Annotated in this window: 25 protein-coding genes and 1 tRNA gene; 10 read left to right on the forward strand and 16 right to left on the reverse strand. The window is 72.4% G+C overall.

All coding sequences use genetic code 11. The features are described 5' to 3' along the window. Nucleotides 1-74 precede the first annotated feature (74 nt). From OG521_18235 to OG521_18245, 3 genes are all read left to right on the forward strand, one after another. Entirely contained in the window at nt 75-1,334 is a 1,260-nt protein-coding gene (locus tag OG521_18235; protein WUW22628.1) for a sensor histidine kinase, read from the forward strand. After that, nucleotides 1,331-1,969 carry a response regulator transcription factor gene (locus OG521_18240; GenBank protein WUW22629.1) on the forward strand — a complete coding sequence of 213 codons (639 nt, stop codon included), beginning with the start codon at nt 1,331-1,333 and terminating at the stop codon, nt 1,967-1,969. Before OG521_18235 ends, OG521_18240 begins: the two co-directional genes overlap by 4 nt. A gap of 72 nt (nt 1,970-2,041) precedes the next feature. After that, entirely contained in the window at nt 2,042-2,539 is a 498-nt protein-coding gene (locus OG521_18245) for a hypothetical protein (GenBank protein ID WUW22630.1), read from the forward strand. A 19-nt stretch (nt 2,540-2,558) separates the two neighbouring features. On the opposite strand, the gene OG521_18250 is transcribed toward OG521_18245, so the two are convergent. The 3 genes from OG521_18250 to OG521_18260 all read right to left on the reverse strand — a co-directional run bounded on the left by OG521_18250 (nt 2,559) and on the right by OG521_18260 (nt 4,764). Then, entirely contained in the window at nt 2,559-3,269 is a 711-nt protein-coding gene (locus OG521_18250; GenBank protein ID WUW22631.1) for a pentapeptide repeat-containing protein, read from the reverse strand. 69 nt (nt 3,270-3,338) lie between these two features. Beyond that, a complete protein-coding gene (locus OG521_18255) occupies nt 3,339-3,812 on the reverse strand; it encodes a GNAT family N-acetyltransferase (protein ID WUW22632.1) in 474 nt (157 codons plus the stop codon). A gap of 31 nt (nt 3,813-3,843) precedes the next feature. Further along, nucleotides 3,844-4,764, reverse strand: a complete 921-nt coding sequence (locus tag OG521_18260) for an aminoglycoside phosphotransferase family protein (GenBank protein WUW22633.1) — start codon at nt 4,762-4,764, stop codon at nt 3,844-3,846. A 33-nt stretch (nt 4,765-4,797) separates the two neighbouring features. On the opposite strand from OG521_18260, the gene OG521_18265 reads away from it, so the two are divergent. From OG521_18265 to OG521_18275, 3 genes are all read left to right on the forward strand, one after another. After that, nucleotides 4,798-5,472 (forward strand): hypothetical protein, encoded by a 675-nt coding sequence (locus OG521_18265; GenBank protein ID WUW26724.1) that lies wholly within the window; start codon nt 4,798-4,800, stop codon nt 5,470-5,472. Between the two features lie 52 nt (nt 5,473-5,524). After that, the gene (locus tag OG521_18270; GenBank protein ID WUW22634.1) at nt 5,525-6,925 is read left to right on the forward strand and encodes an FAD-binding oxidoreductase; all 1,401 of its coding nucleotides are present in this window, start codon (nt 5,525-5,527) and stop codon (nt 6,923-6,925) included. 87 nt (nt 6,926-7,012) lie between these two features. Beyond that, entirely contained in the window at nt 7,013-8,104 is a 1,092-nt protein-coding gene (locus OG521_18275; protein WUW22635.1) for a winged helix DNA-binding domain-containing protein, read from the forward strand. Between the two features lie 122 nt (nt 8,105-8,226). Here OG521_18275 and OG521_18280 read toward each other — a convergent pair. After that, nucleotides 8,227-8,300 (reverse strand) — tRNA-Thr (locus OG521_18280). A 181-nt stretch (nt 8,301-8,481) separates the two neighbouring features. Here OG521_18280 and ugpC point away from each other — a divergent pair. The 3 genes from ugpC (at nt 8,482) to OG521_18295 (ending at nt 10,985) form a co-directional block, all read left to right on the forward strand. Continuing rightward, nucleotides 8,482-9,618: a sn-glycerol-3-phosphate ABC transporter ATP-binding protein UgpC gene (ugpC, locus tag OG521_18285; protein ID WUW22636.1), complete on the forward strand. Its 1,137-nt coding sequence runs from the start codon at nt 8,482-8,484 to the stop codon at nt 9,616-9,618. Between the two features lie 207 nt (nt 9,619-9,825). Continuing rightward, nucleotides 9,826-10,239, forward strand: coding sequence for a hypothetical protein (locus OG521_18290; protein WUW22637.1), 414 nt, complete (start codon nt 9,826-9,828; stop codon nt 10,237-10,239). Nucleotides 10,240-10,274: 35 nt separating this feature from the next. Continuing rightward, the gene (locus OG521_18295) at nt 10,275-10,985 is read left to right on the forward strand and encodes a nucleotidyltransferase family protein (protein ID WUW22638.1); all 711 of its coding nucleotides are present in this window, start codon (nt 10,275-10,277) and stop codon (nt 10,983-10,985) included. A gap of 70 nt (nt 10,986-11,055) precedes the next feature. On the opposite strand, the gene OG521_18300 is transcribed toward OG521_18295, so the two are convergent. From OG521_18300 to OG521_18345, 10 genes are all read right to left on the reverse strand, one after another. Next, nucleotides 11,056-12,735 carry a DoxX family membrane protein gene (locus OG521_18300; GenBank protein ID WUW22639.1) on the reverse strand — a complete coding sequence of 560 codons (1,680 nt, stop codon included), beginning with the start codon at nt 12,733-12,735 and terminating at the stop codon, nt 11,056-11,058. Between the two features lie 210 nt (nt 12,736-12,945). Further along, nucleotides 12,946-13,902, reverse strand: coding sequence for a 23S rRNA (guanosine(2251)-2'-O)-methyltransferase RlmB (gene rlmB, locus OG521_18305; protein WUW22640.1), 957 nt, complete (start codon nt 13,900-13,902; stop codon nt 12,946-12,948). A gap of 82 nt (nt 13,903-13,984) precedes the next feature. After that, nucleotides 13,985-15,388, reverse strand: coding sequence for a cysteine--tRNA ligase (cysS, locus tag OG521_18310; GenBank protein ID WUW22641.1), 1,404 nt, complete (start codon nt 15,386-15,388; stop codon nt 13,985-13,987). Nucleotides 15,389-15,501: 113 nt separating this feature from the next. Further along, nucleotides 15,502-15,906: a PPOX class F420-dependent oxidoreductase gene (locus OG521_18315; protein WUW22642.1), complete on the reverse strand. Its 405-nt coding sequence runs from the start codon at nt 15,904-15,906 to the stop codon at nt 15,502-15,504. Continuing rightward, the gene (locus tag OG521_18320) at nt 15,903-17,678 is read right to left on the reverse strand and encodes an ABC transporter permease subunit (protein ID WUW26725.1); all 1,776 of its coding nucleotides are present in this window, start codon (nt 17,676-17,678) and stop codon (nt 15,903-15,905) included. The genes OG521_18315 and OG521_18320 overlap by 4 nt, the downstream gene beginning before the upstream one ends. 124 nt (nt 17,679-17,802) lie before the next feature. Further along, nucleotides 17,803-19,329, reverse strand: a complete 1,527-nt coding sequence (locus OG521_18325) for an ABC transporter substrate-binding protein (protein ID WUW22643.1) — start codon at nt 19,327-19,329, stop codon at nt 17,803-17,805. Between the two features lie 27 nt (nt 19,330-19,356). Beyond that, nucleotides 19,357-19,983, reverse strand: coding sequence for a GNAT family N-acetyltransferase (locus OG521_18330; protein WUW22644.1), 627 nt, complete (start codon nt 19,981-19,983; stop codon nt 19,357-19,359). A 125-nt stretch (nt 19,984-20,108) separates the two neighbouring features. Then, the gene (gene ispF, locus OG521_18335) at nt 20,109-20,621 is read right to left on the reverse strand and encodes a 2-C-methyl-D-erythritol 2,4-cyclodiphosphate synthase (GenBank protein WUW22645.1); all 513 of its coding nucleotides are present in this window, start codon (nt 20,619-20,621) and stop codon (nt 20,109-20,111) included. Then, a complete protein-coding gene (gene ispD, locus OG521_18340) occupies nt 20,611-21,357 on the reverse strand; it encodes a 2-C-methyl-D-erythritol 4-phosphate cytidylyltransferase (GenBank protein ID WUW22646.1) in 747 nt (248 codons plus the stop codon). Before ispD ends, ispF begins: the two co-directional genes overlap by 11 nt. 432 nt (nt 21,358-21,789) lie before the next feature. Then, the gene (locus tag OG521_18345) at nt 21,790-22,272 is read right to left on the reverse strand and encodes a CarD family transcriptional regulator (protein WUW22647.1); all 483 of its coding nucleotides are present in this window, start codon (nt 22,270-22,272) and stop codon (nt 21,790-21,792) included. Between the two features lie 619 nt (nt 22,273-22,891). Between OG521_18345 and OG521_18350 the strand changes: the two genes are divergently transcribed. After that, nucleotides 22,892-23,569 (forward strand): DUF461 domain-containing protein, encoded by a 678-nt coding sequence (locus OG521_18350; GenBank protein ID WUW22648.1) that lies wholly within the window; start codon nt 22,892-22,894, stop codon nt 23,567-23,569. A 95-nt stretch (nt 23,570-23,664) separates the two neighbouring features. On the opposite strand, the gene OG521_18355 is transcribed toward OG521_18350, so the two are convergent. Together OG521_18355 and OG521_18360 are read right to left on the reverse strand one after the other, a co-directional pair. Beyond that, on the reverse strand, nt 23,665-24,345 hold the full coding sequence (locus tag OG521_18355) for a response regulator transcription factor (protein WUW22649.1): 681 nt from the start codon (nt 24,343-24,345) through the stop codon (nt 23,665-23,667). Then, a complete protein-coding gene (locus OG521_18360; protein WUW22650.1) occupies nt 24,342-25,616 on the reverse strand; it encodes an ATP-binding protein in 1,275 nt (424 codons plus the stop codon). The genes OG521_18355 and OG521_18360 overlap by 4 nt, the downstream gene beginning before the upstream one ends. Between the last annotated feature and the right edge of the window lie 36 nt (nt 25,617-25,652).

Here is a 25,652-nt window from a genome sequence, read left to right on the forward strand (position 1 = left end):
GGCGTGACGATGAAGGTCCGCGCAGGTCAGAAGCAGTTCCCGCGAGGGGGCCCGGTGAGGGGAAGGGGGACGGGGTGGAGCAGCGGAGGCGGCGGGCAGGAGACGCGGGGCGGGCCGGTGACCCCGGCAGCCGCGCCCTGGCCCTGCTCATGCACGCCGCGTTCTTCCTGCTGCTGGGCGCCTCGCTGACCCGGTTCCTGCTGCGGCACCCGGGCGAGACACGCACCCCGTGGATCATCGGCCTGTCCGTCGCCCTGGCCGTCCTGTATGTCCTCGGGCCGGTCCTCGGCTCCCGCCCGACCCCGCGCAGCCTGCTCTGGCTCGGGGTGCTGGTCGCCGTCTGGATGGTGCTCGTCGTCCTCGCGCCGAGCTTCGCGTGGTGCGCGGTCCCGCTCTTCTACACCGGGCTGCGCATCCTGCCGCCACGGGCCGCGCTCGCGCTGGTGGCCCTGCTGACGCTGTTCGTCGTCGCCGCGCAGCTACGGCTGGCGCACGGCTTCGACCCCAACCTGGTCCTCGCCCCGCCCGCCGTCGCGGCCGTCGCCACCGCCGTCTTCGTCCATATGCAGCGCCAGGCGGAGACCCAGGGCGAACTCATCGACGACCTGCTGCGCACCCGCCGGGAACTGGCCGCCACCGAACGCCGCGAAGGCACCCTCGCCGAACGCCAGCGGCTCTCCATGGAGATCCACGACACCCTGGCCCAGGGCCTGTCCAGCCAGCAGATGCTGCTCCAGGCCGCCGACCGCACCTGGGACGCCGACCCGGCGACGGCCCGCCGCCACGTCCGTACCGCCACCGGCATCGCGGAACGCAACCTCGCCGAGGCCCGCCGCTTCGTCCACGACCTGGCCCCCGCCGACCTCGCCGAGGGCGGCGGCCTGGAGGCGGCCCTGCACGCGCTCGCCGCCCGCGAGACCGCGCAGTCCGAGGGCCGGCTCACCGTGCGCTGCCATGTGGAGGGCACACCGCACAGCCCGCTGCCCGGCCGGGTGCAGTCCGCGCTGCTGCGGATCGCCCAGGGCGCCCTCGCCAACGTCCGGGAGCACGCGGGCGCCACCGAGGCCGCCCTGACCCTCACCCATGTCGACGACCGGACCGTCCTCGACATCGCCGACAACGGCCACGGCTTCGCACCCGCCGCACGGGCCCGGACGCCCGACGGGGTGCGCGGGCACGGGCTGCCCGCGATGCGCGCCCGGATCCAGCAGCTCGGCGGCACCCTGACCATCGAGTCCGCCCCCGGCGAGGGCACCGTGGTGACCGCCACCGTGCCCCTGCCCGACGCACCCGCCCGCCCCACCGGCCCCCTCACCCACCGGGACACCGCATGACCGACGCGAACCCGCCCGTCCGGATCCTGCTCTGCGACGACCACGCCGTCGTACGCGCCGGGCTCCTCGCCCTCCTCGGCAGCGAGCCCGACATCGAGGTGGCCGGCGAGGCCGGTAGCGGCGAGGAGGCCGTCGCCCTGGCCGCCAGGCTCACCCCGGACGTCGTGCTGATGGACCTCCAGCTGGGCGAGGGCATCGACGGTGTCGAAGCGACCCGTCGCATCGTGGCCGGCACCGAGGGCGCCCACGTCCTCGTCCTGACCACGTACGACACGGACGCCGACATCACCCGCGCCATCGAGGCCGGCGCCACCGGCTACCTGCTGAAGGCCGAGCGCCCCGAGGAGCTCTTCGCCGCGATCCGCTCGGCCGCCCAGGGCCGCACCACCCTGTCCCCGCCCGTCGCCAGCCGCGTCATGGCCCGCATGCGCAAACCACTGCCCAGCCTCACCGACCGCGAACGCGACATCCTGGGCCAGCTCTCACAGGGCCTGGGCAACCGCGACATCGCCCGCGCGCTGTTCATCAGCGAGGCCACGGTCAAGACCCACCTGGGCCGCATCTACGACAAACTCGGCGTCGACACCCGGGCCGGCGCGGTCTCCGTGGCCAAGGAGCAGCGGCTCCTGCCCTGAACCACCCTCCGCGCCGGACCCCGCCCCTCCGCTGGTGCGGGAGCGACACGCCGGGCATGACACCATCGAACCGTGCTCGACATCGGCTACTCCCTCTCCCGACGCTTCCCCGACCCCCCGCAGACCGACTACCGCCGGGCTGACGTCCACGCCCTGCGCCACGATCTGTTCTCCGGGGACGTCTACCTCGCGGACACCAAGGAGGACCGCGAAGTTTCCACAGCCTGGGGATGGGTGCCCGTACTCGACTTCGCCTGGGCCCTGTGCGACATCGTCGAGCAGCTCGACCGGGACCCGCGCGGCAACCGCTCGCACCGCCGCCAGTTCGCCGAACTCGACTTCACCGAATCCTCCGACCGCATGCTCTTCGAGCGCCGCTTCGGCTGGGTCGACGTCGAGGCCGACTGGATGCCCGCCGAGGAAGCACCGCTGACCTTCGGCCACTCCCTGCTGCGCCGCGAGGCCCGCGACTTCCTGCACGACCTGATCGCCGACCTGGCCGACATGCACGAAGGCCTCGCCGACAACCCCACCGTCTGGGACCTCCAGGCCCGCTTCCCCCGCATCTGACCGGGCGCGGCCCGCCCGCTCACGCCTCGACCCGCACCCCGATCTGCGCCGCGAACGCCGGAGCCAGCTCCATCAGCTGCGACGGGCTGATCACCGCACCGGCCAGCCGCTCCACACCCCGTGCGATGTCGAGCTCCGCGACCGTCCGCAGATCCACGGACTCCATCCGCACCGCGCTGAAGTCCGCCCGCTTCAGCACACAGTCCCGGAACTCCACCCGGGTCAGCTGCGCCTCCCCGAAATCCGGCTCCGACAGCACGCAGCCCTCGAAGACCACGTCCTTCAGCCGGGCCTTCCGCAGATTCAGGTAGTCGATCTTCCCGCCCCTGATCAGCACCCGCTCCAGCACCGCGCCGTGCATCTGCACCCCGCCCAGGCGCGCGTCCACGACCTCCACGTCCCGCATCGACACCCCCGCGAGGTCGGTGCCCACCCCCCGTACCCCCGTCAGCACCGAATCGATGAACCGGGACCTGACCAGCTCCGTACGGTCCAGGGCGCAGCCCTCCAGCGCACAGTCCATGAACCGGGCCCCCGGACCCGACTCGTCCGCCAGGTCCACCCCGTCGAACCGCACCCCGTCGTAATCCCCGTCCGCCTCCAGGCCGCCCCCCTCGTACGCCACCAGCGGCGGCAGCCGCACCTCAGGACGACGCGCCTCGGGGACACCGCCCCTGGCGCCCCTGCCCGACCTGCCCGTCCCGCCACCACTACCGCTGCTGCGCACCATGCCCCCATCGTGACGCACACCACTGACAACGCCCCGCCGCGGACATCGCGGCAGGGCGCCGCCCCGGTCTCAGCGGCCGAGCTCCGCCAGGGCCCCGTCCGTCAGCCGGTAGACCGTCCACTCCTCCTGCGGCCGGGCGCCCAGGGACTCGTAGAACGCGATGGACGGGGCGTTCCAGTTCAGCACCGACCACTCCAGCCGCTCGTAACCGCGCTCGGCGCAGATCCGCGCCAGCTCCTTCAGCAAGGCCTTCCCGTGCCCGCCGCCACGGCGCTCCGGGCGCACGTACAGATCCTCCAGGTAGATGCCGTGCACCCCGCGCCACGTGGAGAAGTTCAGGAACCACAGGGCGAAACCGACCACCTCACCGTCGTCGTCCGACACGGCGACATGCGCGTACGCGGCAGGACGCTCACCGAACAGCGCCTCGCGCAGCTGCTCCTCGGAGGCCTTCGCCTCGTGCAGCGCCTTCTCGTAGTCGGCCAGTTCGCGGACCATCGCGTGGATGGCGGGGACGTCGGCAGCAGTAGCGGTACGAATCATGAGGGCAGCGTAGACAGCACCGGCACACCCCCTACTCCCGCCCCAGCAGCCTCCGCGCCAGCTCGGCGTGGACGGGCGCCAGCCGCCGCCCGCCCTCCTCCGTGTCCCAGCACGCGTTCTGCAGCACCCGCCCCAGCGTCCACGCCCGCGCCCGCCCCCGGTCCAGCCCCAGCACGTCCGTCATCAGATCGAACCGCCACACCGCGTCGGCCGCGTCGAACCGGTCCGCCAGCGCCGGGAACAGCTCGAACCCGGCGTCCCCGGCCAACGGCTTCGGATCGATCGCCACCCACCGGTCCGCGTCCCCGGCGCCGCCGCCGAACCCCGCCAGCACGTTCCCGAAATGCAGATCCCAGTGCAGCAACCGGTCCCCCGGCTCCCCCGCGACCTCCCGCACCGCCGCCGCGCAGTCCGCCACCAGCCGCCGCTCCTCCGCGTCCGCCAGCAGCCCCGCCACCTCCGGCGCCGACGCCACCATCCGGTCCGCCGCCTCACCCAGCCCCCGCAGCCCGGCCCCCTCCGGAACCCGCACCGCGGTCAGCCCCGCCAGCAGCTCCGCGACGACCCTCACCGCCTCCCGCGCATCCGCCAACCCCGACAGCGGCCGGCCCCCGTCCAGCCGCTCCAGCAGCATCGTCCCCGTCGCCGCGTCATGCTCCAGCAGCCCCACCGCGCCGGCCGCCGCCGCACCCCACATCCGCAGCGCGACCGGCTCCCCCACCGTCTCCGCGTCGACCGCCTGCAGCTTCAGCGCGGCCGGAAGCCCGTCCGCCTCCCGCACCACGGGCAGCACCAGCGCGCACACCCCGTACGCCGCGTCCCCGTCCAGCCGCAGCCCCCACCGCTCCAGGAACCCCTCGGCCGTCCCCGGCAGCGCCGCGACGAACGCCCGCCCGGCCGCACCGTTGTACTTGGACTGAGTGGCGATCAGCGCATCCGGAATGTCAATCACGCGCACGATCCTAGGAGCGTGCGTCAATCGGCTATGACCCCGAGCCAGCCCGCCCCGCCCACCCGGCCCCGCTCCGCACCCGCCGCGTGGCTCCGTGGCGCCGGCTCCTGGATCCGCAGCGCCCCGGGCACGTACATCTGGCTGGCCGTCCTCTTCGTCACGACCGTCATCGTCCACCAGATGTCGCCCGCCTTCGAGGAGGACTTCCTCCGCCAGCGCTCCACCAACATCCACGAACTGTCCCAGAACCCCGTCCGCGTCCTCATCAGCAGCGCCTTCTGGATCGACGGCGGCCGATGGCTCCCCTACGCCGTCCTCTACACCGTCTTCCACGCCCCCGCCGAACGCCGCCTGGGCACCCTGCGCTGGCTCACCGTCGCCGCCACCGCGCACGTCCTCGCCACCCTCGTCAGCGAAGGCGTACTGGCCTGGGCCATCCGGCACGGCCACGCCCCCGAGACCGCCGTCAACACCCTGGACGTGGGTGTCAGTTACGCACTCGCCGGTGTCGTCGCCGTCCTCACCTACTACGTGGCACGCCCCTGGCGGTACGTCTACCTCTTCGCCGTCCTCGTCATCTACGGCGTCCCCCTCATCACCGGCGCCACCTTCACCGACGTCGGCCACTTCACCGCCGCACTCATCGGCCTCGCCTGCTACCCGCTGACCCGCACCACTCACAAGACGAAACCCCGCCCCGCGCAGTAACGTCCCGCCAGAGAGCACCGCACTCCACGGCCACACGGACAGCAGGGGACACATGAGCACCGTCAGTACCGTCAACGGCGGCATATCCTTCTGGTACGCGAACCAGGGCACCCCGGCCCCCCGCGAACCCCTGCCCGGCGACAGCAACGCCGACGTCTGCATCGTCGGCGGCGGATACACCGGCCTCTGGACGGCGTACTACCTCAAGAAGGCCGTCCCCTTCCTCAACATCACCGTCCTGGAAGCCAAGTTCTGCGGCTACGGCGCCTCCGGACGCAACGGCGGCTGGCTCTACAACGGCATCGCGGGCCGCGACCGCTACGCGAAACTCCACGGCCACGACGCGGCCGTCCGCCTCCAGCAGGCGATGAACGACACCGTCACCGAGGTCATCGACGTCGCCGCCGAGGAGAAGATCGACGCCGACATCCACCGGGGCGGCGTCCTCGAAGTCGCGTACACCCCCGCCCAGCTCGCCCGCCTCAAGGACTTCCACTCCGTCGAGATCGCCTTCGGCGAGAGCGACCGCACCCTGCACGGCGCCCGCGAGACCGCCGAACGCGTCCGCGTCACCGGCGCCGTCGGCTCCAGCTGGACCCCGCACGGCGCCCGCCTGCACCCCGCCAAACTGGTCACGGGCCTCGCCGACACCGTGGAGGCGCTCGGCGTCACCATCCACGAGTCGACGCCCGTCACCGAGATCAAGCCCAAGCACGCCATCACGCCGTACGGCACGGTCCGCGCCCCCTACATCCTGCGCTGCACCGAGGGTTTCACCGCGAACCTCAAGGGCCAGAAGCGCACCTGGCTCCCGATGAACTCCTCGATGATCGTCACCGAGCCCCTCCCCGCCGCCGTCTGGGACACCATCGGCTGGGACGGCCGCGAGACCCTCGGCGACATGGCCCACGCCTACATGTACGCCCAGCGCACCGCCGACGACCGCATCGCGCTCGGCGGCCGCGGCTTCCCGTACCGCTACGGCTCGGCCACCGACAACGACGGACGCACCCGGCCGGCCACCATCGAGGCCCTGCGCGAACTCCTGATCCGCCTCTTCCCCACCACCGCCGGCACCCCGATAGCCCACGCCTGGTCCGGCGTCCTCGGCGTCCCCCGCGACTGGTGCGCCACCGTCACCCTCGACCGCTCCACCGGCCTCGGCTGGGCCGGCGGCTACGTCGGCTCCGGCGTCGCCACCACCAACCTCGCCGCCCGCACCCTGCGCGACCTCATCCAGCAGGACTCCGGCCAGTCCGGCCCCACCGACCTGACCACCCTCCCCTGGGTCAACCACCGCGTCCGCCGCTGGGAACCCGAACCCCTCCGCTGGCTCGGCGTCCACGGCATGTACGCCGCCTACCGCACCGCCGACCGCCGCGAACTCACCTCACCGCGCCCCGGCACGGACCCGATCGCGAAGTTCGCGGACCGGCTGTCGGGGCGGGGCTGAGCGTCCGGCGAAATCGAGGAACAGCACCGAACACCTGGCACAGGCGTCCCTCTCCTGACGAGGTGCCCCGAACCGAAGGAAGCCGTCATGCGGCTGACGGAACGCCGGCTGACACTGCGCTACCTGGAACGCCAGTTGCTGCTCGCCCGCTCCCCGATGGGGAGCGGGCAGGCGGTGCGGCTGCTGCTCGGACTCCAGGCCCAGTACTCGCCCTCGCCCTATCTCGCCCTGCTGGCACGGCTGGACGGAGCCTCCACCACCGGACTGGAGGACTGTCTGCGCGATGCGACGGTGGTGAAGTCCACCCTCATGCGCGGCACCCTGCATCTCGTGGCGGGGGCGGACTATCCGGTCTGGGGCGAGATCTGGCGCGAGCAGGCGACCGAGCACTGGAGCCGCCGCTGTCCGGGCCTGGACGAGAAGACCGCGGCCGCGGTCGCCGAGTTCACCCGCGAGCCGCGTGAGCGCGAAGAACTGCGCGCCTTCATGGGCGAGTTGACGGGTGACGCGGTGACGCCCCGCGAACTGCTCCATGTCGCCCGCGCCCTGGTGCCGCTGGTGCAACCGCCGCCGTCCGGCTTCTGGCGACACCACGGCAAGGCGAGTCTGCAGTGCCACCGGGAACCGCCGGAGCTCGTCGGCCCGGCGGCGATGGGCCGCTGGCTGCGCGCCTACCTGACCGCGTACGGACCCGCCGGACTGCGCGACGCGGCGAAGTTCGCGGGCCTGACCGTGGGACGGGTCCGGGCGGGTCTGCCGTACGCGGACCCGGTGGAGCGGCTGGAGGGGCCCGACGGCCGGGACCTGCTGGACGTGCCGGATGCCATGGACCCGGACGAAGGGGTCCGGGTGCCGTTCCGGCTGCTGCCCAAATGGGACTCGGCGCTGCTCGCCCACACCGACCGCGGCCGGATCATGGACCCGGAGGTCCAGCGCCGCGTCGTCAACCGGTCCAACGGTGACGTGGCGGCCACCTACCTGGTCGACGGCCGGGTGGCCGGCACCTGGTCGGCCGGCGAGAAGGGGTCGGCCGCCCGGCTCGTTCTCACCCCGCTGGTCCGCGCGGAGCTTCCGGACGACGCCGAGCCCGAGGGCGTACGACTGCTCCGCTTCCTCCATCCCCGGGCCGCCCGGCACAGCGTCGAGGCCGCCCCGTTCGACGGAGACCCGCTGCCATGACCGCTCCCGCCGCGGTGGCCGCCCTGGTCGCCGAGTACTGCGCGGAGTCACTCGGGCCCACCATCGCGTCCAGGCAACAGAAAACCCCAGGTCACAGCACACGTGACCTGGGGTTTTCGCCGAGCCCCCTATCGGATTCGAACCGATGACCTACGCATTACAAGTGCGTTGCTCTGGCCAGCTGAGCTAAGGAGGCGTGCCGGAGCAGTGTAACCAACGGCGGCCCCCGCCCCGCGCAGAAATCTCACACACCTCCAACTACTGACAGATCGCAAACCGCCAGGTAGCGTCGCTGGAAGTTCACCCAGGTGGACCAGACCACTCCCTTTGCAACGGATCGTCCGGCACGTTCCTGCCGGTTGAGGAGAAGATTCAGCATGGCCAGTGTCACGTTCGACAAGGCGTCCCGCGTCTACCCCGGCTCCACCAAGCCGGCGGTCGACCAGCTCGAGATCGACATCGAGGACGGCGAGTTCCTCGTCCTCGTCGGTCCCTCCGGTTGTGGCAAGTCGACCTCCCTGCGCATGCTCGCGGGTCTCGAGGACGTCAACGGCGGCGCGATCCGCATCGGTGACCGCGACGTCACGCACCTGCCGCCGAAGGACCGGGACATCGCCATGGTGTTCCAGAACTACGCGCTCTACCCGCACATGTCCGTCGCGGACAACATGGGCTTCGCGCTGAAGATCGCCGGTATCAACAAGACCGAGATCCGCGCGAAGGTCGAAGAGGCCGCCAAGATGCTGGACCTCACCGACTACCTGGACCGCAAGCCGAAGGCGCTCTCCGGTGGTCAGCGTCAGCGTGTGGCGATGGGCCGCGCCATCGTGCGTGAGCCGCAGGTCTTCCTCATGGACGAGCCGCTGTCGAACCTCGACGCCAAGCTCCGTGTCTCCACCCGTACGCAGATCGCCTCGCTCCAGCGCCGCCTGGGCATCACGACCGTGTACGTCACCCACGACCAGGTCGAGGCCCTCACCATGGGCGACCGTGTCGCGGTCCTCAAGGACGGTCTGCTGCAGCAGGTCGACTCGCCGCGCAACATGTACGACCGCCCGGCGAACCTCTTCGTGGCCGGCTTCATCGGCTCCCCGGCCATGAACCTGGTCGAGGTCCCGATCACCGACGGTGGCGTGAAGTTCGGCAACAGCGTCGTCCCGGTCTCCCGCGAGGCGCTCACCGCCGCCGCGGACCGCGGTGACACGACCGTCACGGTCGGCATCCGTCCCGAGCACTTCGACATCGTCGAGCACGGCGGCGCCGCCGCGAAGACCCTCACCAAGGACTCCGCCGACGCCCCGGCCGGTCTGGCCGTCTCGGTCAACGTCGTCGAGGAGCTCGGCGCCGACGGCTTCGTCTACGGCGCCGCCGAGGTCGGTGGCGAGCACAAGGACCTGGTCGTCCGCGTCGGCGGCCGCGCCGTCCCGGAGAAGGGCACCAAGCTCCACGTCGTGCCCCGCCCGGACGAGCTGCACGTCTTCGCGACCTCGACCGGTGAGCGCCTCACCGACTGATCCCGCGCACGCTGTACGGTGGCCCCGCACGTCTCTCGTGCGGGGCCACCGCGCGTTGGGGGGTTTGGGCGGGCGGCGGCAAATTCCCCGGCACAACGGGCATTTCACTACCGGTCGTCAACACGGGATTCGAAAAACTCACTCGAACCGTCCCCCGCGAGGGTGACGAAATGTCGCCAAATCATCACTGACCGCTACGCTCGCTGCGTGACCCACACCGCGCGCCGTATCGGCCGAACTCTCGCATTCGTACTGCCTGTCGTCATGGTCCTGTCCGGGACCCTCGCGGTCACCGCCGTGCCGTGGGCAGCCTCCAACTCCGACGCCCAGATGCTCACCGCGTCCGCGCAGACCGTCTCCAAGCGCGCCAAGCCGCGTGCTCCGCAGGACATCCTGCGCGACAAGCTCCTCCTGGAGCTCCAGGAGAAGGACCCCGGTGCCGCGCTGACGGATCTGCAGCGCGCCGTCGAGGGGCGCCCGTCGCTCGCCCGGCACTGCATGTCGATCGCCAGGGCCCTGGGCAAGGCGGCCGTCGCGCAGTACGGACCGACCCGTGCGCACCGCTTCTCGCGGCCCGTCTGCGACACCTCCTTCGCCTCGGGTGTCGCGCAGTTCAGCTGACCGCTCCCGGCCGGGCACGGCATATCGTGCCTGGCATGCATACGTTTCCGACGCAGGCCGTGATCCTGGCGGGTGGCCAGGGATCGCGGCTGCGCCCGTACACCGATGACCGCCCCAAGCCGATGGTCGAGATCCCGGGCACCGGGACTCCGATCATCGGCCATCAGCTTTCCTGGCTGGCCGCCGAGGGCGTGACCGATGCCGTGGTGTCGTGCGGGCATCTCGCCGAGGTGCTGCAGGAGTGGCTGGCCGAGGCCGTGCTGCCGCTGCGGGTCACCACGGTGGTGGAGTCCGAGCCGCTGGGGCGTGGTGGCGGGCTGAAGTACGCGGCGGCCCGGCTGCCCGATCCGGAGCAGCCCTGGTACGCGACGAACGGTGATATCTGGACCCGTTTCTCGTTGCGCGAGATGGCCGCGTTCCATGCCGAGCGCGATGCGACCGCGACGCTGGCGCTGGCCCGGCCGCGCATTCCGTGGGGTGCGGTGGAGACGGATGCGTTCGGGCACATCACGGACTTCATCGAGTCCCCGCCTTCGCCGTATCTGATCAATGCGGGGGTGTACGTGTTCTCCCCCGCGTTCACGGGGCTGCTGCCGGACCGGGGCGACCACGAGCGGACGACGTTCCCCCGGCTCGCGCGCGAGCGCAGGCTGGCCGGGTATCCGTTGCCGCACGGGGCGTACTGGCGGGCCATCGACACCGCGAAGGACCTGACGGAGGCGGCGAAGGAGCTGGACGGGCAGTAGCGCGCACACGCCGAAGGGGCGGGTACCGGAGCCGTTTCCGGTACCCGCCCCTTCGGCGTGCTCGTGGGGGTCAGCCGAGGAGGCCGCCGATGGGGTTGCGGCCACCACCGCCGCCGCCACCACCGCCACCGGTGTCGCCGCCGCCGGTGGAGCCGCCCGTGGAGCCGCTGCCGGGGGCGGTGCCGCCGGTGGACGAACCGCCGCCGCTGCCGGCGGGGCCGGATGAGCTGGGGCCGGAGCTGCCTGCCGGGGACTGCTGCTGGGGGGTGGTCCGCTGCGGGGTACCGGGGCCGGTGCCCTGGGTCTGGCTGGGCTGTCCGGCACTCGCGCCGGCCGCCTGGCCGGACTCGCGGACGCTGTCCGTGGCGGGCGTGGAGGCCTTCGCGGACGGGGTGCGGGGAGCGGTGCTGCGGGAGGGCGCGGGCCGCTGTCCGGCGGGGGACTTGGAGGCCTTGCCGCCGCGGGACTCCCCGGGGAGCGGGGAGCCGGGGAGCTGGTTGGTCGGGACGCCGTTCGGGCCGGGGACGGTGACGACCTCGGAGGAGCGGACGGCGCCGCCGAGCATGGAGCCGATGAGGAGGGTGAGGCCGACGACGACGGTGGCGACGACGCCGCCCCGGCGCAGGACGCGGCGGCGGAGGTCCCAGATCTCGGAGCGGGGGCCGAGCTTGCGCCAGGCCTCTCCGGCGAGGCGTCCGTCGACGGAGTAGACGGGGGCGCCCGCGATGATCAGGGGGCTCCAGGCGGCGAGGTAGATGATGTCGGGCGCGTCGTACACGGCGACGGTGCGCCAGCTGACGGTCACCAGGAGGGCGGCGGACAGCAGGGCGCCGACGGAGGCCGCGACGCGCTGCCAGAGGCCGAGGACGGTCAGGACGCCGACGACGACCTGGAGGAAGGCGATCGTGAGTCCGGCGCCGACGGGGTGCGAGAGCGCGAAGTCGCGCAGGGGTCCGGCGAGGGCCCACGGGTGCAGCGAGGTCAGCCACTTGACCATGGAGCCGCGGTCTCCGCCGTCGAAGTAGACGGGGTCGCAGAGCTTGCCCATGCCGGCGTAGATGGAGATGAAGCCGAGGAAGACGCGCATCGGCAGCAGGACGACGCCGAGGTTCATGCGGCGGCCGGGGTAGTACGCGTGCCGGACGGCGTCGGCGCCCTGGCGCCGGCCGCGGGTGTCGGTGATGTCGTCGGCGTAGTCGTCGTACGCGTCCGGGTCGGGCCCGTCCTGGTCGTACCGGCCGGGCTCGACGGCGTCGTAGGCGCCCACAGCCTGGCGCATGGGCGGCAGCAGCGGGCCGCCGGGACGGCCGGGCCCCTGCGGCGCGGTGACGACCGGGTTGGGCTGGGTCTCTTCGAGGCGCGGGATGACCTGGGTGCCGGCGCCGCCGCGGCCGCTTTCGAACTCGTAGGAGGCGTACGGCTCGTAGGGGTCGTACGCGGTGTCGGGCCGGCCGGCGGTGGAGTTCCGGACGGCCTGGAGGAGTCCGGTGGCGCCGGGGTCGCCGGGGGCGGACCTGCCGCTCCACACGACGGGGGCGCGCCGGCCGCGGCCGGCTCCGCTGCCGCTCATGGCGGGGATCCTGGGCGCACCGGCGGGGGTCACACCGCGCAGCCGTGCGCGCTGGCCGGGGGCGAGCTGCACCCGGAAGCTGGCGTGGTTGACGATGACCTGCGCAGGGTCGCAGTCCACCTTGGTCATGCTCAGGGCGGGTTGTTCGTCGAACCGAGGCGTTCTGGTGTCCACACTCATCTAACCGAGTGATGTGTGTTTAGGACACTGCCTTGACGGTGTCGAAGTGTCCGAGGCCCGTCAACAGGGGGTGGCGGGGTGCGCCGGGGCGTGCGCGGGTCCGGATGCGCCCCCGGTGTGACCCGTGCGGAGGCGGCCCGGGGGCCGGTCGGGCGCCGCCCGGGCGGGTGGTCCCGCGGGACGGGCCGTGCGGCCCGTCCCGGTGGCGGATCAGGCGCGGCGGCGCGCGACCTCGTACATCACGATGCCGGCGGCGACACCGGCGTTGAGGGACTCGGCGCCGCCCGGCATGGAGATGCGGACGCGGTAGTCGCAGGTCTCGCCGACGAGGCGGCCGAGGCCCTTGCCCTCGCTGCCGATGACGATGACGACGGGGCCGCCGAGGGCTTCGAGGTCCTCGACGGTGTGCTCGCCGTCCGCGGCGAGGCCGACGACGGCGATGCCCTCCTTCTTGTACGCCTCCAGTGCCCGGGTCAGGTTGGTGACGCGGGAGACGGGCGTACGGGCGGCGGTGCCGGCGGAGGACTTCCAGGCCCCGGCGGTCATGCCGGCCGCGCGGCGCTCGGGCACGACGACGCCGTGGCCGCCGAAGGCGGAGACGGAGCGGACGATGGCGCCGAGGTTGCGCGGGTCCGTGACGCCGTCGAGCGCGACGATGAGGGGGTCCTCGCCGTTGTCGTAGGCGGCGGCGGTGAGGTCCTGCGGGTCCGCGTACTCGTACGGCGGGACCTGGAGGACGAGGCCCTGGTGGTTGAGCCCGTTCGTCATGCGGTCGAGCTCGGGGCGCGGGGCTTCCATCAGGTTGATGTTGCCGCGGGCGCCGGCGAGCTGGAGGGCCTCGCGGACGCGCTCGTCGTTGTCGATGTACTGCTGGACGTACAGCGTGGTGGCGGGCACGCCGTCGCGCAGGGCCTCGAAGACCGGGTTGCGGCCGACGACCATTTCGGAGGTGCCCTTGACGCCGCCGCGGCGGGGCGCGGGACGGCGGTTGGCGGCCTGCTTGGCCTTGGCGGTCGCGATGCGGTTCTTCTTGTGCTTCTTGCGCTCCTCGGCGGGCGGCGTCGGTCCCCTGCCTTCGAGAGCGCGGCGTCGGTTACCGCCGCTGCCGACCTGCATGCCCTTCTTGTTGGACGTGCGGCGGTTCCTGCGCTGGCTGTTCCCGGCCATGACCTACCTGTTTCGTTGCTTCAGACGTGCATGCGTATAAGTGAAAGTGTGCCGCCCGGCGGGCCGGGCGGCACATGGAGGACTACTGGCGCGGGCCGAGTGTCCACCGTGGTCCGGTCGGGCTGTCCTCGATGACGAGGCCGGACTGGTTGAGCTGGTCGCGGATGGCGTCGGCCGCGGTCCAGTCCTTGCGCTCGCGGGCGGACTGGCGCTGGTCGAGGACGAGCCGGACGAGGGTGTCGACGACGCCGTGCAGATCGTCGCCGCGGTCGCTCTCGCCGGCCCAGTGCTCGTCGAGCGGGTCGAGACCGAGGACGCCGAGCATGGCACGGACCTCGGCGAGGCGGGCGACGGCCGCTTCCTTGTCGTCGGCGGCGAGGGCGGAGTTGCCCTGACGGACGGTGGTGTGGACGATCGCGAGGGCCTGCGGGACGCCCATGTCGTCGTCCATCGCCTCGGCGAAGGCGGGCGGCACCTCGGCGGCCGGCTCGACGGTCTCGCCGGCCTTCTCGGTGACGCGCTGGACGAAGCCCTCGATGCGCGCGAACGCGGACTCCGCCTCGCGCAGGGCGTCCTCGCTGTACTCGATCATCGACCGGTAGTGCGGGGTGCCGAGGTAGTAGCGCAGCACGATGGGGCGCCAGGCCTTGACCATCTCGCTGACCAGCACGGAGTTGCCCAGCGACTTCGACATCTTCTCGCCGGCCATGGTGACCCAGCCGTTGTGCACCCAGTACTTCGCGAACTCGTCGCCGAAGGCCTTGGCCTGGGCGATCTCGTTCTCGTGGTGCGGGAAGATCAGGTCGATGCCGCCGCCGTGGATGTCGAAGGCGGTGCCGAGGTACTTGTGCGCCATCGCGGAGCATTCGAGGTGCCAGCCGGGGCGGCCGCGGCCCCAGGGGGTCTCCCAGCTGGGCTCGCCGGGCCTGGATGCCTTCCACATGGCGAAGTCGCGCTGGTCGCGCTTGCCGGTCTCGCCGTCGCCGGAGGGCTGGCGCAGGTCGTCCAGGTCCTGGTTGGAGAGCTCCAGGTAGCCGGGGAAGGAGCGGACGTCGAAGTAGACGTTGCCGTCGGCCGCGTAGGCGTGGCCGCGCTCGATGAGGCCGCGCATCATCTCGATCATCTCGGTGATGTGGCCGGTGGCGCGGGGCTCGTACGTGGGCGGCAGGCAGCCGAGCGCGGCGTAGCCGTCGTTGAACGCGCGCTCGTTCTCGTAGCCGATGGCCCACCAGGGGCGGCCCTGCTCGGCCGACTTCTTGATGATCTTGTCGTCGATGTCGGTGACGTTCCGGACGAACGTCACGTCGTAACCGCGGTGGGCGAACCAGCGGCGCATGATGTCGAAGTTCAGTCCGGACCTGATGTGCCCGATGTGCGGGGCGGCCTGGACAGTAGCGCCACAGAGGTAGATCGAGACACAGCCCGCTGTGAGCGGGACGAAGTCACGGATCTGCCGGGCGCTGGTGTCGTACAGGCGAATAGTCACGCCTCAAGGGTAGTGGGCGCGCACCAGTGCCCAGCGACCCCTTGGGCGATTGCGTGGACAGTTGTTACGGCTCCGGGCGGGCCGGAGCCGTGACAGGTGATCGTCCGGGGTGCTCAGACGGCTCCGACGACCTTCCGGGGCGTGATCCGGACGACGACCCGGGGGTCGTCGGCACCGGAGGTGGGGTTGAAGTCGGCGTACTTCTTGCCGGTGTACTTCAGGGACAGCTCGTCGATGAGTTCCTGTCCGCCCTCGGTGGTGAGGGTGGCGGTGCCGCGGATCTCGGCGTACGTGTACGGGGCGTCGAAGGGCTGGACGACGACGGAGACGCGCGGGTCGCGGGCGAGGTTCTGTTCCTTGCGGCGGCCGGTGGTCGTGGAGATGAGGACGTCGTCGCCGTCCCGCTTCACCCAGACCGGGGACACCTGGGGGCTGCCGTCGGGCTGGACGGTGGCCACGGTGACGAAGACCGGGGTGTCGAGCAGCGCCTTGAGTTCGGGGGAGAGTGCGGCGGTCATGGCGTACGTCCTCCTGAGCGGGTCGGTGATGCCTCTACCCCTACCCCAACCACGCCTCCCCCGCCCCGCTTCCCGCTTCCGGCGCCGCGTACCGCCGCCGCGGTGAGGACGGCCAGGGCGCCGAGGACGGCGAGGGCGGCCGCGGGGGCGAGGACGGACCAGGGGGCGCGTTCGGCGTAGGGGAGGTTCTCGGAGAGCATGCGCCCCCATTCGGGTGAGGGGGGTGCGGTGCCGAGGCCGAGGAAGCCGAGGGAGGCGAGGGCCAGGGCGATGGCGGGGACGCGCAGGACGGCGTGGCGGGCGATGGGCGGCAGGACGCCGGGCAGGAGGTGGCGGCGCAGCAGGTGGAGCGGTCCGGCGCCGAGTGCGCGGGCGGCGGCCAGGTGCGGGGCGGCGCGTTCCTGGGCGTGCAGGGCGCTGGTGTGGGCGGCGAGGGGCGCCCAGGCCACGGCGGTGACGGCGGCCGCGGCCCCCCAGGGACCGGGGCCCGCGACGCCGGCGACGACGAGGCCGGTGAGGATCGCGGGCAGCGCGTTGGCGGTCTCGGTGAGCGCTCCGGCGCGTACGGCTCCGATGACGAGGCCGATGAGCAGGGTGGCGGCGGAGACGGCGACGGCGGTCAGGACGGTGCGGGCGGCGCCGTGGCCGAGGCGGGCGAGGATGTCGCGGCCCAGCGAGTCCGTGCCGAAGGGGTGGGCGGCGGAGGGTCCGGCGAGGCGGGCGGCGGCGTCGATGTGGAGCGGGTCGCGCAGGAGTCCGGCGGCGGTCACGGCGGCGAAGAGCGCGGCGAGGAGGAGTGCGCCGGCGATCAAGGACCGGCGTGCGCGGGCGGCCGGCGGGACGAGCGCGGGCAGGGCGTCCTCGTGGAGGGCGGGGCCGAGCAGCGCGCGGGTGGTGAGGCGGGCCGCGAGGCCGGCGGCGGTGCCCAGGACCAGCAGGATCAGGACGCAGGCCTGGAGGACGGGGAGGTCCTGGGCGAGGGCGGCGGCCAGCGCGGTGGAGCCGAGTCCGGGGACGGCGTAGAGGGTCTCGACGGCGACGGCTCCGCCGGTGAGCCCGACGACGACCATGCCGAGCTGGGGCAGCAGGCCGGGCAGGGTGCGGCGCAGGGCGTGGCGGGCGGTGCGGTGTCCGGGCAGGCCGGCCGCGGTGGCGGCGCGGGCCCACGGCTCGGCGAACGCGGCGGGCAGTGCGTCGTCCAGCAGCCGGCCGAGGAGTGCGCCCGCCGGGATACCCATGGCGAGGGCGGGCAGCACGGCCTGTGCGGGGGTGCCCCAGCCGAGGGCGGGGAGCCAGTCGAGGCGGACGGCGACGACCGCGGCGAGGACGGCGGCGATCAGGAACTCGGGGAGCGCGGCGAGGACGGCGGCGCCGGTGCCGGCCCCGGCGGTGACGATCCGGCTGCGCGCCCCGCGCCGCAGGGTGCGGGCGGCGAGCGCGGCGGCGGTCAGGAGGGCGACGGCGAGTGAGACGCCCATCAGGGTCAGGGACACCCCGAGGGCGGATATCGCGTCGGGGGCGACGGGCTGCCCGGAGACCCAGGAGGTGCCGAGGTCGCCGCGGAGGAGCCCGCCGAGCCAGCCGCCGAGTACGTGGAGCGGCCCGCCGTCGAGGCCGGTGTCGGCGCGGATGGCGTCGAGGGTCTCGGCGGTGGGCGGCCGGTCGGCGTACCGGGCGTGCAGGATCGTCAGTGCGGGATCGGTCCGGGTCAGCCGGGGCAGCAGCCCGATGACGGCGACGACCGCGAGGAGTGCGGCGAGCCGCCCGGCCAGTGCCGCGGCCGGCAGCGTCGGCCCGCGGCGGAGCGGCGTCCGGCGCGTGCGCGCGGCGGGAGTGCGTGCCGGGCGTCGCGGCGGGGCCGGCGTCTCCCGCCGCTGCACCGGGTGCTTCACCCGGTCACCCGACGCGGGTGTCTGCGGTGATGAGGGTGCGCTCCATCGGGTCGAGCGAGACGCCGTGGACGCGGCTGTCGTCGTAGCCCTGGACGAAGCGTTCGTGGAGGAGCGGTACGAGGGCGTCGGTGCCGAGTACGTCTGCCTCGGCGGCCGCGGCGGCGGCGTGGCGGGCGTCGGTCCCGGCGGTGCCCGCGGCCTTGTCCACGGCGGCGTCGACGCGCTCGTCGCAGAGCTGGGAGATGTTGAAGCTGCCGTCGCAGGTGAAGTCGGAGGCGAGGTAGGAGACCGGGTCGGCGGTGTCCAGGAGGGTGTTGCGGGCCTGGATGAAGGCGTCGTACTTCCCGGCGAGGGCGTCGGCCTCCAGCTGGGCGTAGTCGCGGACGACCTGCCTGACGGTGAAGCCGCGCCCGGTGAGCTGCTGCTGGACGACGGTGGCGACCTCGGGGAGCTCGGGCCGGTTGGTGTACGTCGCGAGGACGATCTCCTTCGTCTTCGCCACCTGCGCCCGGTCCGCGGCCGCCGCCCGGCCGACGGGGGCCTTGCGGGCGGCGGCCGCCCACGGGACACCGGGGCCGAGCAGGCCCTGCGCGGTGTCGGCGCGGCCTTCGTGGACGGCCTTGACGAGGGCCTCGGAGTCGATGGCCGAACGGGCGGCGGCGCGCATCGCCGGGTCGGCGAAGACACCGTGCCGGGTGTTGAGGGAGAGGCCGTTGGTGCGGGCGGAGGGGAATGCGTGGACGAGCCCGTCACCGAGGAGGGAGGCCTGGGAGATGGGTACGTACTCGGCGACGTCGACGGCGCCCGTGCGCAGGGCGTTGGCACGGGCGGTGCCGTCGGCGACGAACGTGACGTCGGCGCCGGGGGACTCGGCCCTGCCGCCCCAGTAGGTGTCGTTGCGCTCCAGCGTGGCGCTGACGGCGCCCTTGACCGCGGCGAGGGTGAAGGGTCCGGTGGCGTGCCCGGCCGGGTTCACCTTGCCGTCGCGGTAGGCGGCGGCGGACAGGATGGTGAGGGAGGGGTTGGCCAGGCGCTGGGGCAGCAGCGGGTCGGCCTCGTCGGTGACGATCCGTACGGCGCCGGCACCCGCCGCGCTCGCGGTGATACCGGTGTCGGACAGGACGCGGGGCTTGGGCGACGCCTTCTCGGCGGCGTTCAGCGACCGGACGACGGCGGCCGGGTCGACCTTCGTGCCGTCCTGGAAGACCGCATCGCGCAGGGTGAAGGTCCACTCCTTGGCGCTGTCCCGCTTCCAGGAGGAGGCGAGTGCGGGCTCGGCCGCGCCGTCGCGGCCGAGGCCGGTGAGGCCCTCGATGACCGCGAGGCGGCTGAGGGTGACGGCGTCGTCGCCGTAGGGGGACATCGCCTGGGCGGGCGGGAAGGCCATGACGACCCGGAGGCGTTTCCCGTCGTCCGCCGCGCCATCGGTGCCGGACGCGCCGCCGGAGCAGGCGGTGGCGAGCGGGACGAGGAGGGCGGTCGCGGACAGGGTCAGCGGCAGCGCGGAGCGACGGCGTCGGGGCGTGGGCATGGCAACGACCTTATATGAAAATGATTGTCATTTAACGGGCGGGGTGACCGTGGCGCCCGCGCCGACGGCGGCGCCCTCGCGCGGCCCGGCCCCCGGGAACGGCAGCTCGAAGTGGACGATGCCCTGGCCGCCGCCCGGCAGTGCGCGCTCGTCGCACACCTCCGTCGCCAGCGACCGCCAGAACGGCTCGGCGCCCGGCACGGCGGGATCGGTGTGCAGGTAGACCGCCTCGTACCCGCCGGCGTCCGCCACGAAGGCGCACAGCTCGCGCACCATCCGGCGCGCGAGCCCGCGCCTGCGGTGCTCCGGCCTGACGTAGATCCGGCAGAGCTGGGCGGTGGTGCCGGACGGGAAGCGGTCGGCGACCCACTGCGGATTGGGCGGCGCCTGGGGGCCCCGGTCGCGCACGGCACCCGTGGCGACGATCTCGCCCGCGTGCTCGGCCACCAGCAGCGTGCAGCGCCCGGGGCTCAGGTAGGCGGCCCCGGGATCGATGATGTCGGCGTGCCAGCGCGGTACGTAACCGGACCGCAGGTCGCGGTAGACGGTGTCGAGCATGACGGCCCGGGCCCCGCCGACGTCCTGCGGACCGGCGGTGCGCAGGACGTACCCGTCGGCGTCGGCCCCTGCCGGAGCGATCGTCGTCGTGCTCATCCCGGAGCTTCACCGTCCCTTGCGCGCCGCATCATTGCCGTATCAGCGTACGTGCAAGTGATGTGCAACAAGGCCGCGGGTTCCGGGTAGCCCCAGGTCAGGCCGTCGGCACCACGACGACCCGCTCAGCCCGTGCGGTAGACCAGGGCCGTCGCGATGCCCGCGATGCCCTCGCCGCGGCCGGTGAAGCCGAGCCCGTCGGACGTGGCGGCGGAGAGCGAGACCGGTGCGCCCACGGCCGCGGACAGCACCTTCTGCGCCTCGTCGCGGCGCTTGCCGATCTTCGGCCGCACACCGACGACCTGGACGGCGACGTTGCCGATCTCGAAGCCCTCGGACCGGACGATGCGGGCCGCCTCCGTCAGCAGCGTGACGCCCGCGGCGCCGGACCACTCGGGGCGCCCGGTGCCGAAGTGCTGCCCGAGGTCGCCGAGACCGGCGGCCGAGAACAGCGCGTTGCACGCGGCGTGCGCGACGACGTCGGCGTCGGAGTGCCCGGCCAGGCCGGGGCCCTCGCCGTCCCAGCGGAGACCCGCGCACCACAGCTCGCGGCCCTCCTCGAAGGCGTGGATGTCGGTGCCGATCCCGACGAGCGGGATCACGGGTGCGCTGCGCCCCTCGGAGCTCTCAGAAACCATCGTTCGCCCTCCTGCGTGCGAGTACCGCCTCGGCCAGGACCAGATCCAGCGGCCGGGTCACCTTGAACGCCTCCTCGTGCCCCGGCACGACCACGACGGGCGCGCCGAGCTGCTCGACCATGCCCGCGTCGTCGGTCGCGCCCTCGCCGCTGACGGCGACCTGCTCATGGGCGCGCACCAGGGTGGCGCGGTCGAAGCCCTGCGGCGTCTGTACGGCCCGCAGCCTGGCCCGTACCGGAGTGGAGAGCACCGGCTCGGGCTCCCCCGGCGCTCCGGGCTCGACCTCCTTGACGGTGTCGGCGAGCGGCAGCGCGGGGACGACGGCGGGTGCCCCGTCCCGTACGGCCTCGATCACCGCGTCCACCGTGTCGACGGGCACCAGCGGGCGGGCCGCGTCGTGGACCAGGACGGCGGTGACATCGGCGGGCAGCGCGTCCAGCCCGAGCCGCACCGACTCCTGCCGGGTCTCGCCGCCGGGCACCACCAGGAAGTCGGTGCGCTCGGGCAGGGCGTGCTCGTCGAGGAGGTTCCGCACCTCAGGAGCGCCGTCCGGCGGCGCGACGACCACGACCAGGGACACATGGCGGGAGGCCGCCATGGCCCGCACGGCGTGGACGAGCATCGGGGTCCCGCCCAGCGCGCGGAGCGCTTTGGGGGCGCCCGGGCCGAGCCGTACGCCGCGGCCGGCCGCGGGAATCACGGCGGCGGTGCGGTAAGGACGCGGTTGTTCAGACATCGGTTGCACTCCGAAGCATCGGCATGTTTGTCTCCACGGCCGACGTGGGTATGGCCACAAGCGAGCCGGGCGCTGCGCCCTGACCCGACCGGGACCCTTTCCGTGACCCCGGGCGAGACGGGTACCGCCCCGGCCGCTCGGGATCGACGCCGCACGTCGTCTTCACAAGATCGCGAGCAAAGTACCGGGGGATCGTCGACGAGGCCAACGCGTCGGCGCTTCGCGAAGAACATCCGGGTTCGCCGGGCCGCGCCGCCCGCAGGAGTCCCGCGAGCGTGCCTTCCTGCCCGGATTCCCCGCAGGGAACGCCCTCCCCGTGGGAGCCCCGCGTCATGACCGCGCCCGGACATGCCGCAGCGCCCGACGACACACCGTGTGAACGGCTGGTCAGCGGGCACCGCGGCACATTATTTACGACCGGTGCGATCCGGTTCAGGACGCGAGGACCTCGTCGAGAAGAGCCTCGGCCTTGTCCTCGTTCGTGTTCTCCGCGAGAGCGAGCTCGCTCACCAGGATCTGGCGAGCCTTGGCGAGCATGCGCTTCTCACCTGCGGAGAGTCCACGCTCGCGCTCACGACGCCACAGGTCACGGACAACTTCCGCGACCTTGATGACATCGCCGGATGCGAGCTTCTCGAGATTTGCCTTGTAGCGTCGGGACCAGTTCGTCGGCTCCTCGGCATACGGTGCGCGCAGCACCTCGAAGACCCGGTCCAGCCCTTCCTGCCCGACCACGTCGCGCACACCCACGAACTCCGCATTGTCCGCTGGTACACGCACCGTCAAGTCGCCCTGAGCGACCTTGAGCACCAAGTAGGTCTTGTCCACGCCTTTGATCTGGCGAGTTTCGATAGCCTCGATCAGCGCGGCCCCGTGATGGGGATAGACCACGGTGTCGCCAACCTTGAACGTCATGTGACAGGTACCCCTTCCGTGGCTATCAAGAGTAACACGAGAACTGCTTCTCCTGAATGGCGTTTTCGCAGGTCAGGGCATATCTCGGGGCTTGACAACTGCAACACGGACGTGCTGCGGAAGGCCCGCGGAGGACGGTATTCGCAGGTCGGAGCCGCTGTACGGGCGAGGAGAAACGCGGACGTTACACCTACCGGAACCCGCTCGGAAGTGACGAGAAGTCCCGTTTTGCCGGGTTCCGGATGATGAACAATCCGTACTCCGTTCGGGCATCGATCACCCGTACGGCGGTAAGTGCCGATGGCCAATGAAATTGATCAACGCCGGACGCCGTGGAAGCTCCGCGCGGATTAAGCGCAATGAATGCGCCACGGCACGTGAACAGCGGCGCGAAGCGCGTGGCGAACGCGCGGCGGAATTGATCAAGCGTGTTATGTGAACGGCGTGCGAATGATCAGCCCCGTGACGGCCCGCGATCCCCGGGCCCGTGAGGGGCGGGTCGGGTGCGGGGCGGGGACGGGGGCTCGGTAACCTGGCCGCTGACACACCCTTAGGGCGGCTTTACACCGCTCGCCCGACCCCGTCCGCACGTCCGCTCGTTCAAGGAGTTGCCGCCGCCGTGAGCCGCAGCCTTCGACACGGCGCCCTCGCCGCCACTGCCATCGCGTTCTCGATCGCCGCGCTCTCCGCATGTGGTGCGGGCAACAACGCGCAGACGCTCGAGGTCAGGCCTGACAACGCCGCCACTTCGTCCGGCGACATCAAGATCCAGAACGCCAATGTCGTCACCCAGCCGGTGCGCGGCGCCAACGGTCCGGCCGTGGTCACCGCCACGGTGTTCAACAACGGCTCGAAGGCCGAGACCCTCGACGCCATCACCCTGACGGGCAGCAGCGGCTCCGTGCAGCTGCACGCCGCCAAGGGCTCGGGCCCGGTCGTGGTGCCGGCCGGCGGCCGGGTCGTCCTCGGCGGCAAGGGCAACGCGTCCGCCGTGATCGAGAACGGCAACGAGGCCACGAAGAACGGCAACGTGCAGCCGCTGGTCTTCAAGTTCAGCCGGACCGGCGCCCTCACGCTGGGCGCGTCCGTCGTGCCCTCCGACAACTACTTCAGGGGCTTCGGCCCCAGCTCGCTGCCGAAGGCGCCGAAGCTGCCGGAGAAGACGCCCGAGGCGTCGGCCGGCGGTTCCGCGTCCGAGACCCCGGACGCGTCCACCACGCCCTCGGGCTCGGCCTCCGCGAGCGACTCGGGCACCCCGACCGACGCGGCGTCCGACTCGGCGCAGCCGAACGGCTGACCGCACACCCCGCACGCGCACACGGCTGAGGCGCCTCCCGGACCGGGAGGCGCCTCAGCCGTATCCATGACCCCCGCAGGCGGCCGTGGGCCGGTTTACGGCTCGAACTTGTACCCGAGCCCCCGCACCGTCACGAGGAACCGCGGGGCGCCCGGGTCCGGCTCGATCTTGGCGCGCAGCCGCTTCACGTGGACGTCGAGGGTCTTGGTGTCACCCACGTAGTCCGCGCCCCAGACCCGGTCGATCAGCTGCATCCGGGTCAGCACCCGGCCGGCGTTGCGCAGCAGCATCTCCAGCAGGTCGAACTCCTTCAGCGGCAGGTCGACCTTGCCGCCGGAGACCGTGACGACGTGACGGTCCACGTCCATCCGGACCGGTCCCGCCTCCAGGGCGGCCGGGGTGACCTCCTCCGGCTCCCCGCGGCGGCGCAGCACCGCGCGGATGCGGGCGACGAGCTCCCGCGAGGAGAAGGGCTTGGTCACGTAGTCGTCGGCTCCTATTTCCAGGCCGACGACCTTGTCGATCTCACTGTCCTTGGCCGTGACCATGATCACGGGAACGTTGGACCTGCTGCGCAGCTGCCGGCACACCTCGGTGCCGGGGAGGCCGGGCAGCATCAGGTCGAGGAGCACGAGGTCGGCGCCGTTGCGCTCGAACTCGTCCAGGCCGTCGGGTCCGGTGGCCGCGATGGCGACCTCGAAGCCTTCCTTGCGGAGCATGTAGGACAGGACGTCGCTGAAGGATTCCTCATCCTCGACGACAAGCACTCGGGTCACGGAAGAGCCTCCGGGGCAGGGAACGAATCAAAAGTGTCGGGTGCGGCGTCCTGGTAGGACGCCTCGTCGCCGTTGACGATGAGCGGGCCGCCGGATGTGCGGTCCCGGTCCCGTGCGGAGCCCGCTTCGGGCAGCCGCAGGGTGAAGGTGGAGCCCTGTCCCTCCGAGCTCCAGACGGTGACCTCCCCGCCGTGCGAGGCGGCCACGTGCTTGACGATGGCGAGGCCGAGGCCGGTGCCACCGGTGGCGCGCGAGCGGGCCGGGTCGACGCGGTAGAAGCGTTCGAAGACCCGTTCCCGGTCCTTCTCGGAGATGCCGAAACCCTGGTCGGTCACGGCGATCTCGATCTCGTCCCCGCCGGGTACGACCACCCGGCGGACGGCGATGCCGACGCGGGTGCGGGCGGGGCTGTAGTTGACGGCGTTCTCGACGAGGTTGCCGAGCGCGGCGGCGAGCTGGCCGCGGTTGCCCCATATCCGGAGCTCGGCGGTGCCGCCCGCGGCCATGGTGATCTGCTTGGAGCCGGCCTGCTGCCGGCAGCGGTCGATGGCCTCGGCGACCAGCTCGTCCACCCGGACCGGTTCGGCGTCCTCCAGCGGGTCGTCGTTCTGCACCCGGGAGAGGTCGATGAGCTCCTGTACGAGGTTGGTGAGCCTGGTCGCCTCTATCTGCATCCGGCCCGCGAACCGTTCCACCGCCTCCGGATCGTCGGAGGCGTCCATGACGGCCTCCGAGAGCAGGGACAGCGCACCGGTCGGCGTCTTGAGCTCATGGCTGACGTTGGCGACGAAGTCGCGCCGGACCGCCTCGATGCGGCGGGCCTCGGTGAGGTCCTCGACCAGCAGCAGCACCAGCCGGGACCCCAGCGGGGCGACCCGGGCGGAGACCGCGAGGGCCTCGCCCCGGCCGGTGCCGCGCCGGGGCAGGTCCAGTTCGACCTGCCGTATCTCGCCGTCGCGCCGGGTGTCCCTCGCCATGTTCAGCATCGGCTCGACGGCCAGCCGCCCTCCCCTGACCAGTCCCAGCGCATACGCGGCGGAGCTGGCCTTGACGACGCTGTCGCTCTCGTCGAGCACGACCGCGGAGGAGCTGAGCACGGAAAGGACCGTGTCGACCCCGGGGGGAAGGGGCGTACCGCTGTCGGGCCGCAGGGACGTACGCGTGGGTTTCTTCTGTTCGCGCTCGCTCCAGCGGAACGCCAGCATGGCGATCACACCGGTGCACACCCCGGCGATCGCTGCAGCTGCGGCGACCGCCGCGTTCACGTCCATGCCTCCAGGTTATGCGGCACGGCGGACACTCTCCCA

It is taken from the genome of Streptomyces sp. NBC_01463, from assembly GCA_036227345.1.
In the GTDB taxonomy this organism is placed as follows: Bacteria; Actinomycetota; Actinomycetes; order Streptomycetales; family Streptomycetaceae; genus Streptomyces.

What these genes read in the sequence shown, in the direction of transcription:
- OG521_18240 (WUW22629.1), top strand. Translation starts at nt 1,331, where the DNA reads ATGACCGACGCGAACCCGCCCGTCCGGATCCTGCTCTGCGACGACCAC.
- OG521_18250 (WUW22631.1), bottom strand. Translation starts at nt 3,269, where the DNA reads ATGGTGCGCAGCAGCGGTAGTGGTGGCGGGACGGGCAGGTCGGGCAGG.
- OG521_18255 (WUW22632.1), bottom strand. Translation starts at nt 3,812, where the DNA reads ATGATTCGTACCGCTACTGCTGCCGACGTCCCCGCCATCCACGCGATG.
- OG521_18265 (WUW26724.1), top strand. Translation starts at nt 4,798, where the DNA reads ATGACCCCGAGCCAGCCCGCCCCGCCCACCCGGCCCCGCTCCGCACCC.
- OG521_18270 (WUW22634.1), top strand. Translation starts at nt 5,525, where the DNA reads ATGAGCACCGTCAGTACCGTCAACGGCGGCATATCCTTCTGGTACGCG.
- OG521_18275 (WUW22635.1), top strand. Translation starts at nt 7,013, where the DNA reads ATGCGGCTGACGGAACGCCGGCTGACACTGCGCTACCTGGAACGCCAG.
- ugpC (WUW22636.1), top strand. Translation starts at nt 8,482, where the DNA reads ATGGCCAGTGTCACGTTCGACAAGGCGTCCCGCGTCTACCCCGGCTCC.
- OG521_18295 (WUW22638.1), top strand. Translation starts at nt 10,275, where the DNA reads ATGCATACGTTTCCGACGCAGGCCGTGATCCTGGCGGGTGGCCAGGGA.
- OG521_18300 (WUW22639.1), bottom strand. Translation starts at nt 12,735, where the DNA reads ATGAGTGTGGACACCAGAACGCCTCGGTTCGACGAACAACCCGCCCTG.
- rlmB (WUW22640.1), bottom strand. Translation starts at nt 13,902, where the DNA reads ATGGCCGGGAACAGCCAGCGCAGGAACCGCCGCACGTCCAACAAGAAG.
- OG521_18315 (WUW22642.1), bottom strand. Translation starts at nt 15,906, where the DNA reads ATGACCGCCGCACTCTCCCCCGAACTCAAGGCGCTGCTCGACACCCCG.
- OG521_18325 (WUW22643.1), bottom strand. Translation starts at nt 19,329, where the DNA reads ATGCCCACGCCCCGACGCCGTCGCTCCGCGCTGCCGCTGACCCTGTCC.
- OG521_18330 (WUW22644.1), bottom strand. Translation starts at nt 19,983, where the DNA reads ATGAGCACGACGACGATCGCTCCGGCAGGGGCCGACGCCGACGGGTAC.
- ispF (WUW22645.1), bottom strand. Translation starts at nt 20,621, where the DNA reads ATGGTTTCTGAGAGCTCCGAGGGGCGCAGCGCACCCGTGATCCCGCTC.
- ispD (WUW22646.1), bottom strand. Translation starts at nt 21,357, where the DNA reads ATGTCTGAACAACCGCGTCCTTACCGCACCGCCGCCGTGATTCCCGCG.
- OG521_18345 (WUW22647.1), bottom strand. Translation starts at nt 22,272, where the DNA reads ATGACGTTCAAGGTTGGCGACACCGTGGTCTATCCCCATCACGGGGCC.
- OG521_18360 (WUW22650.1), bottom strand. Translation starts at nt 25,616, where the DNA reads ATGGACGTGAACGCGGCGGTCGCCGCAGCTGCAGCGATCGCCGGGGTG.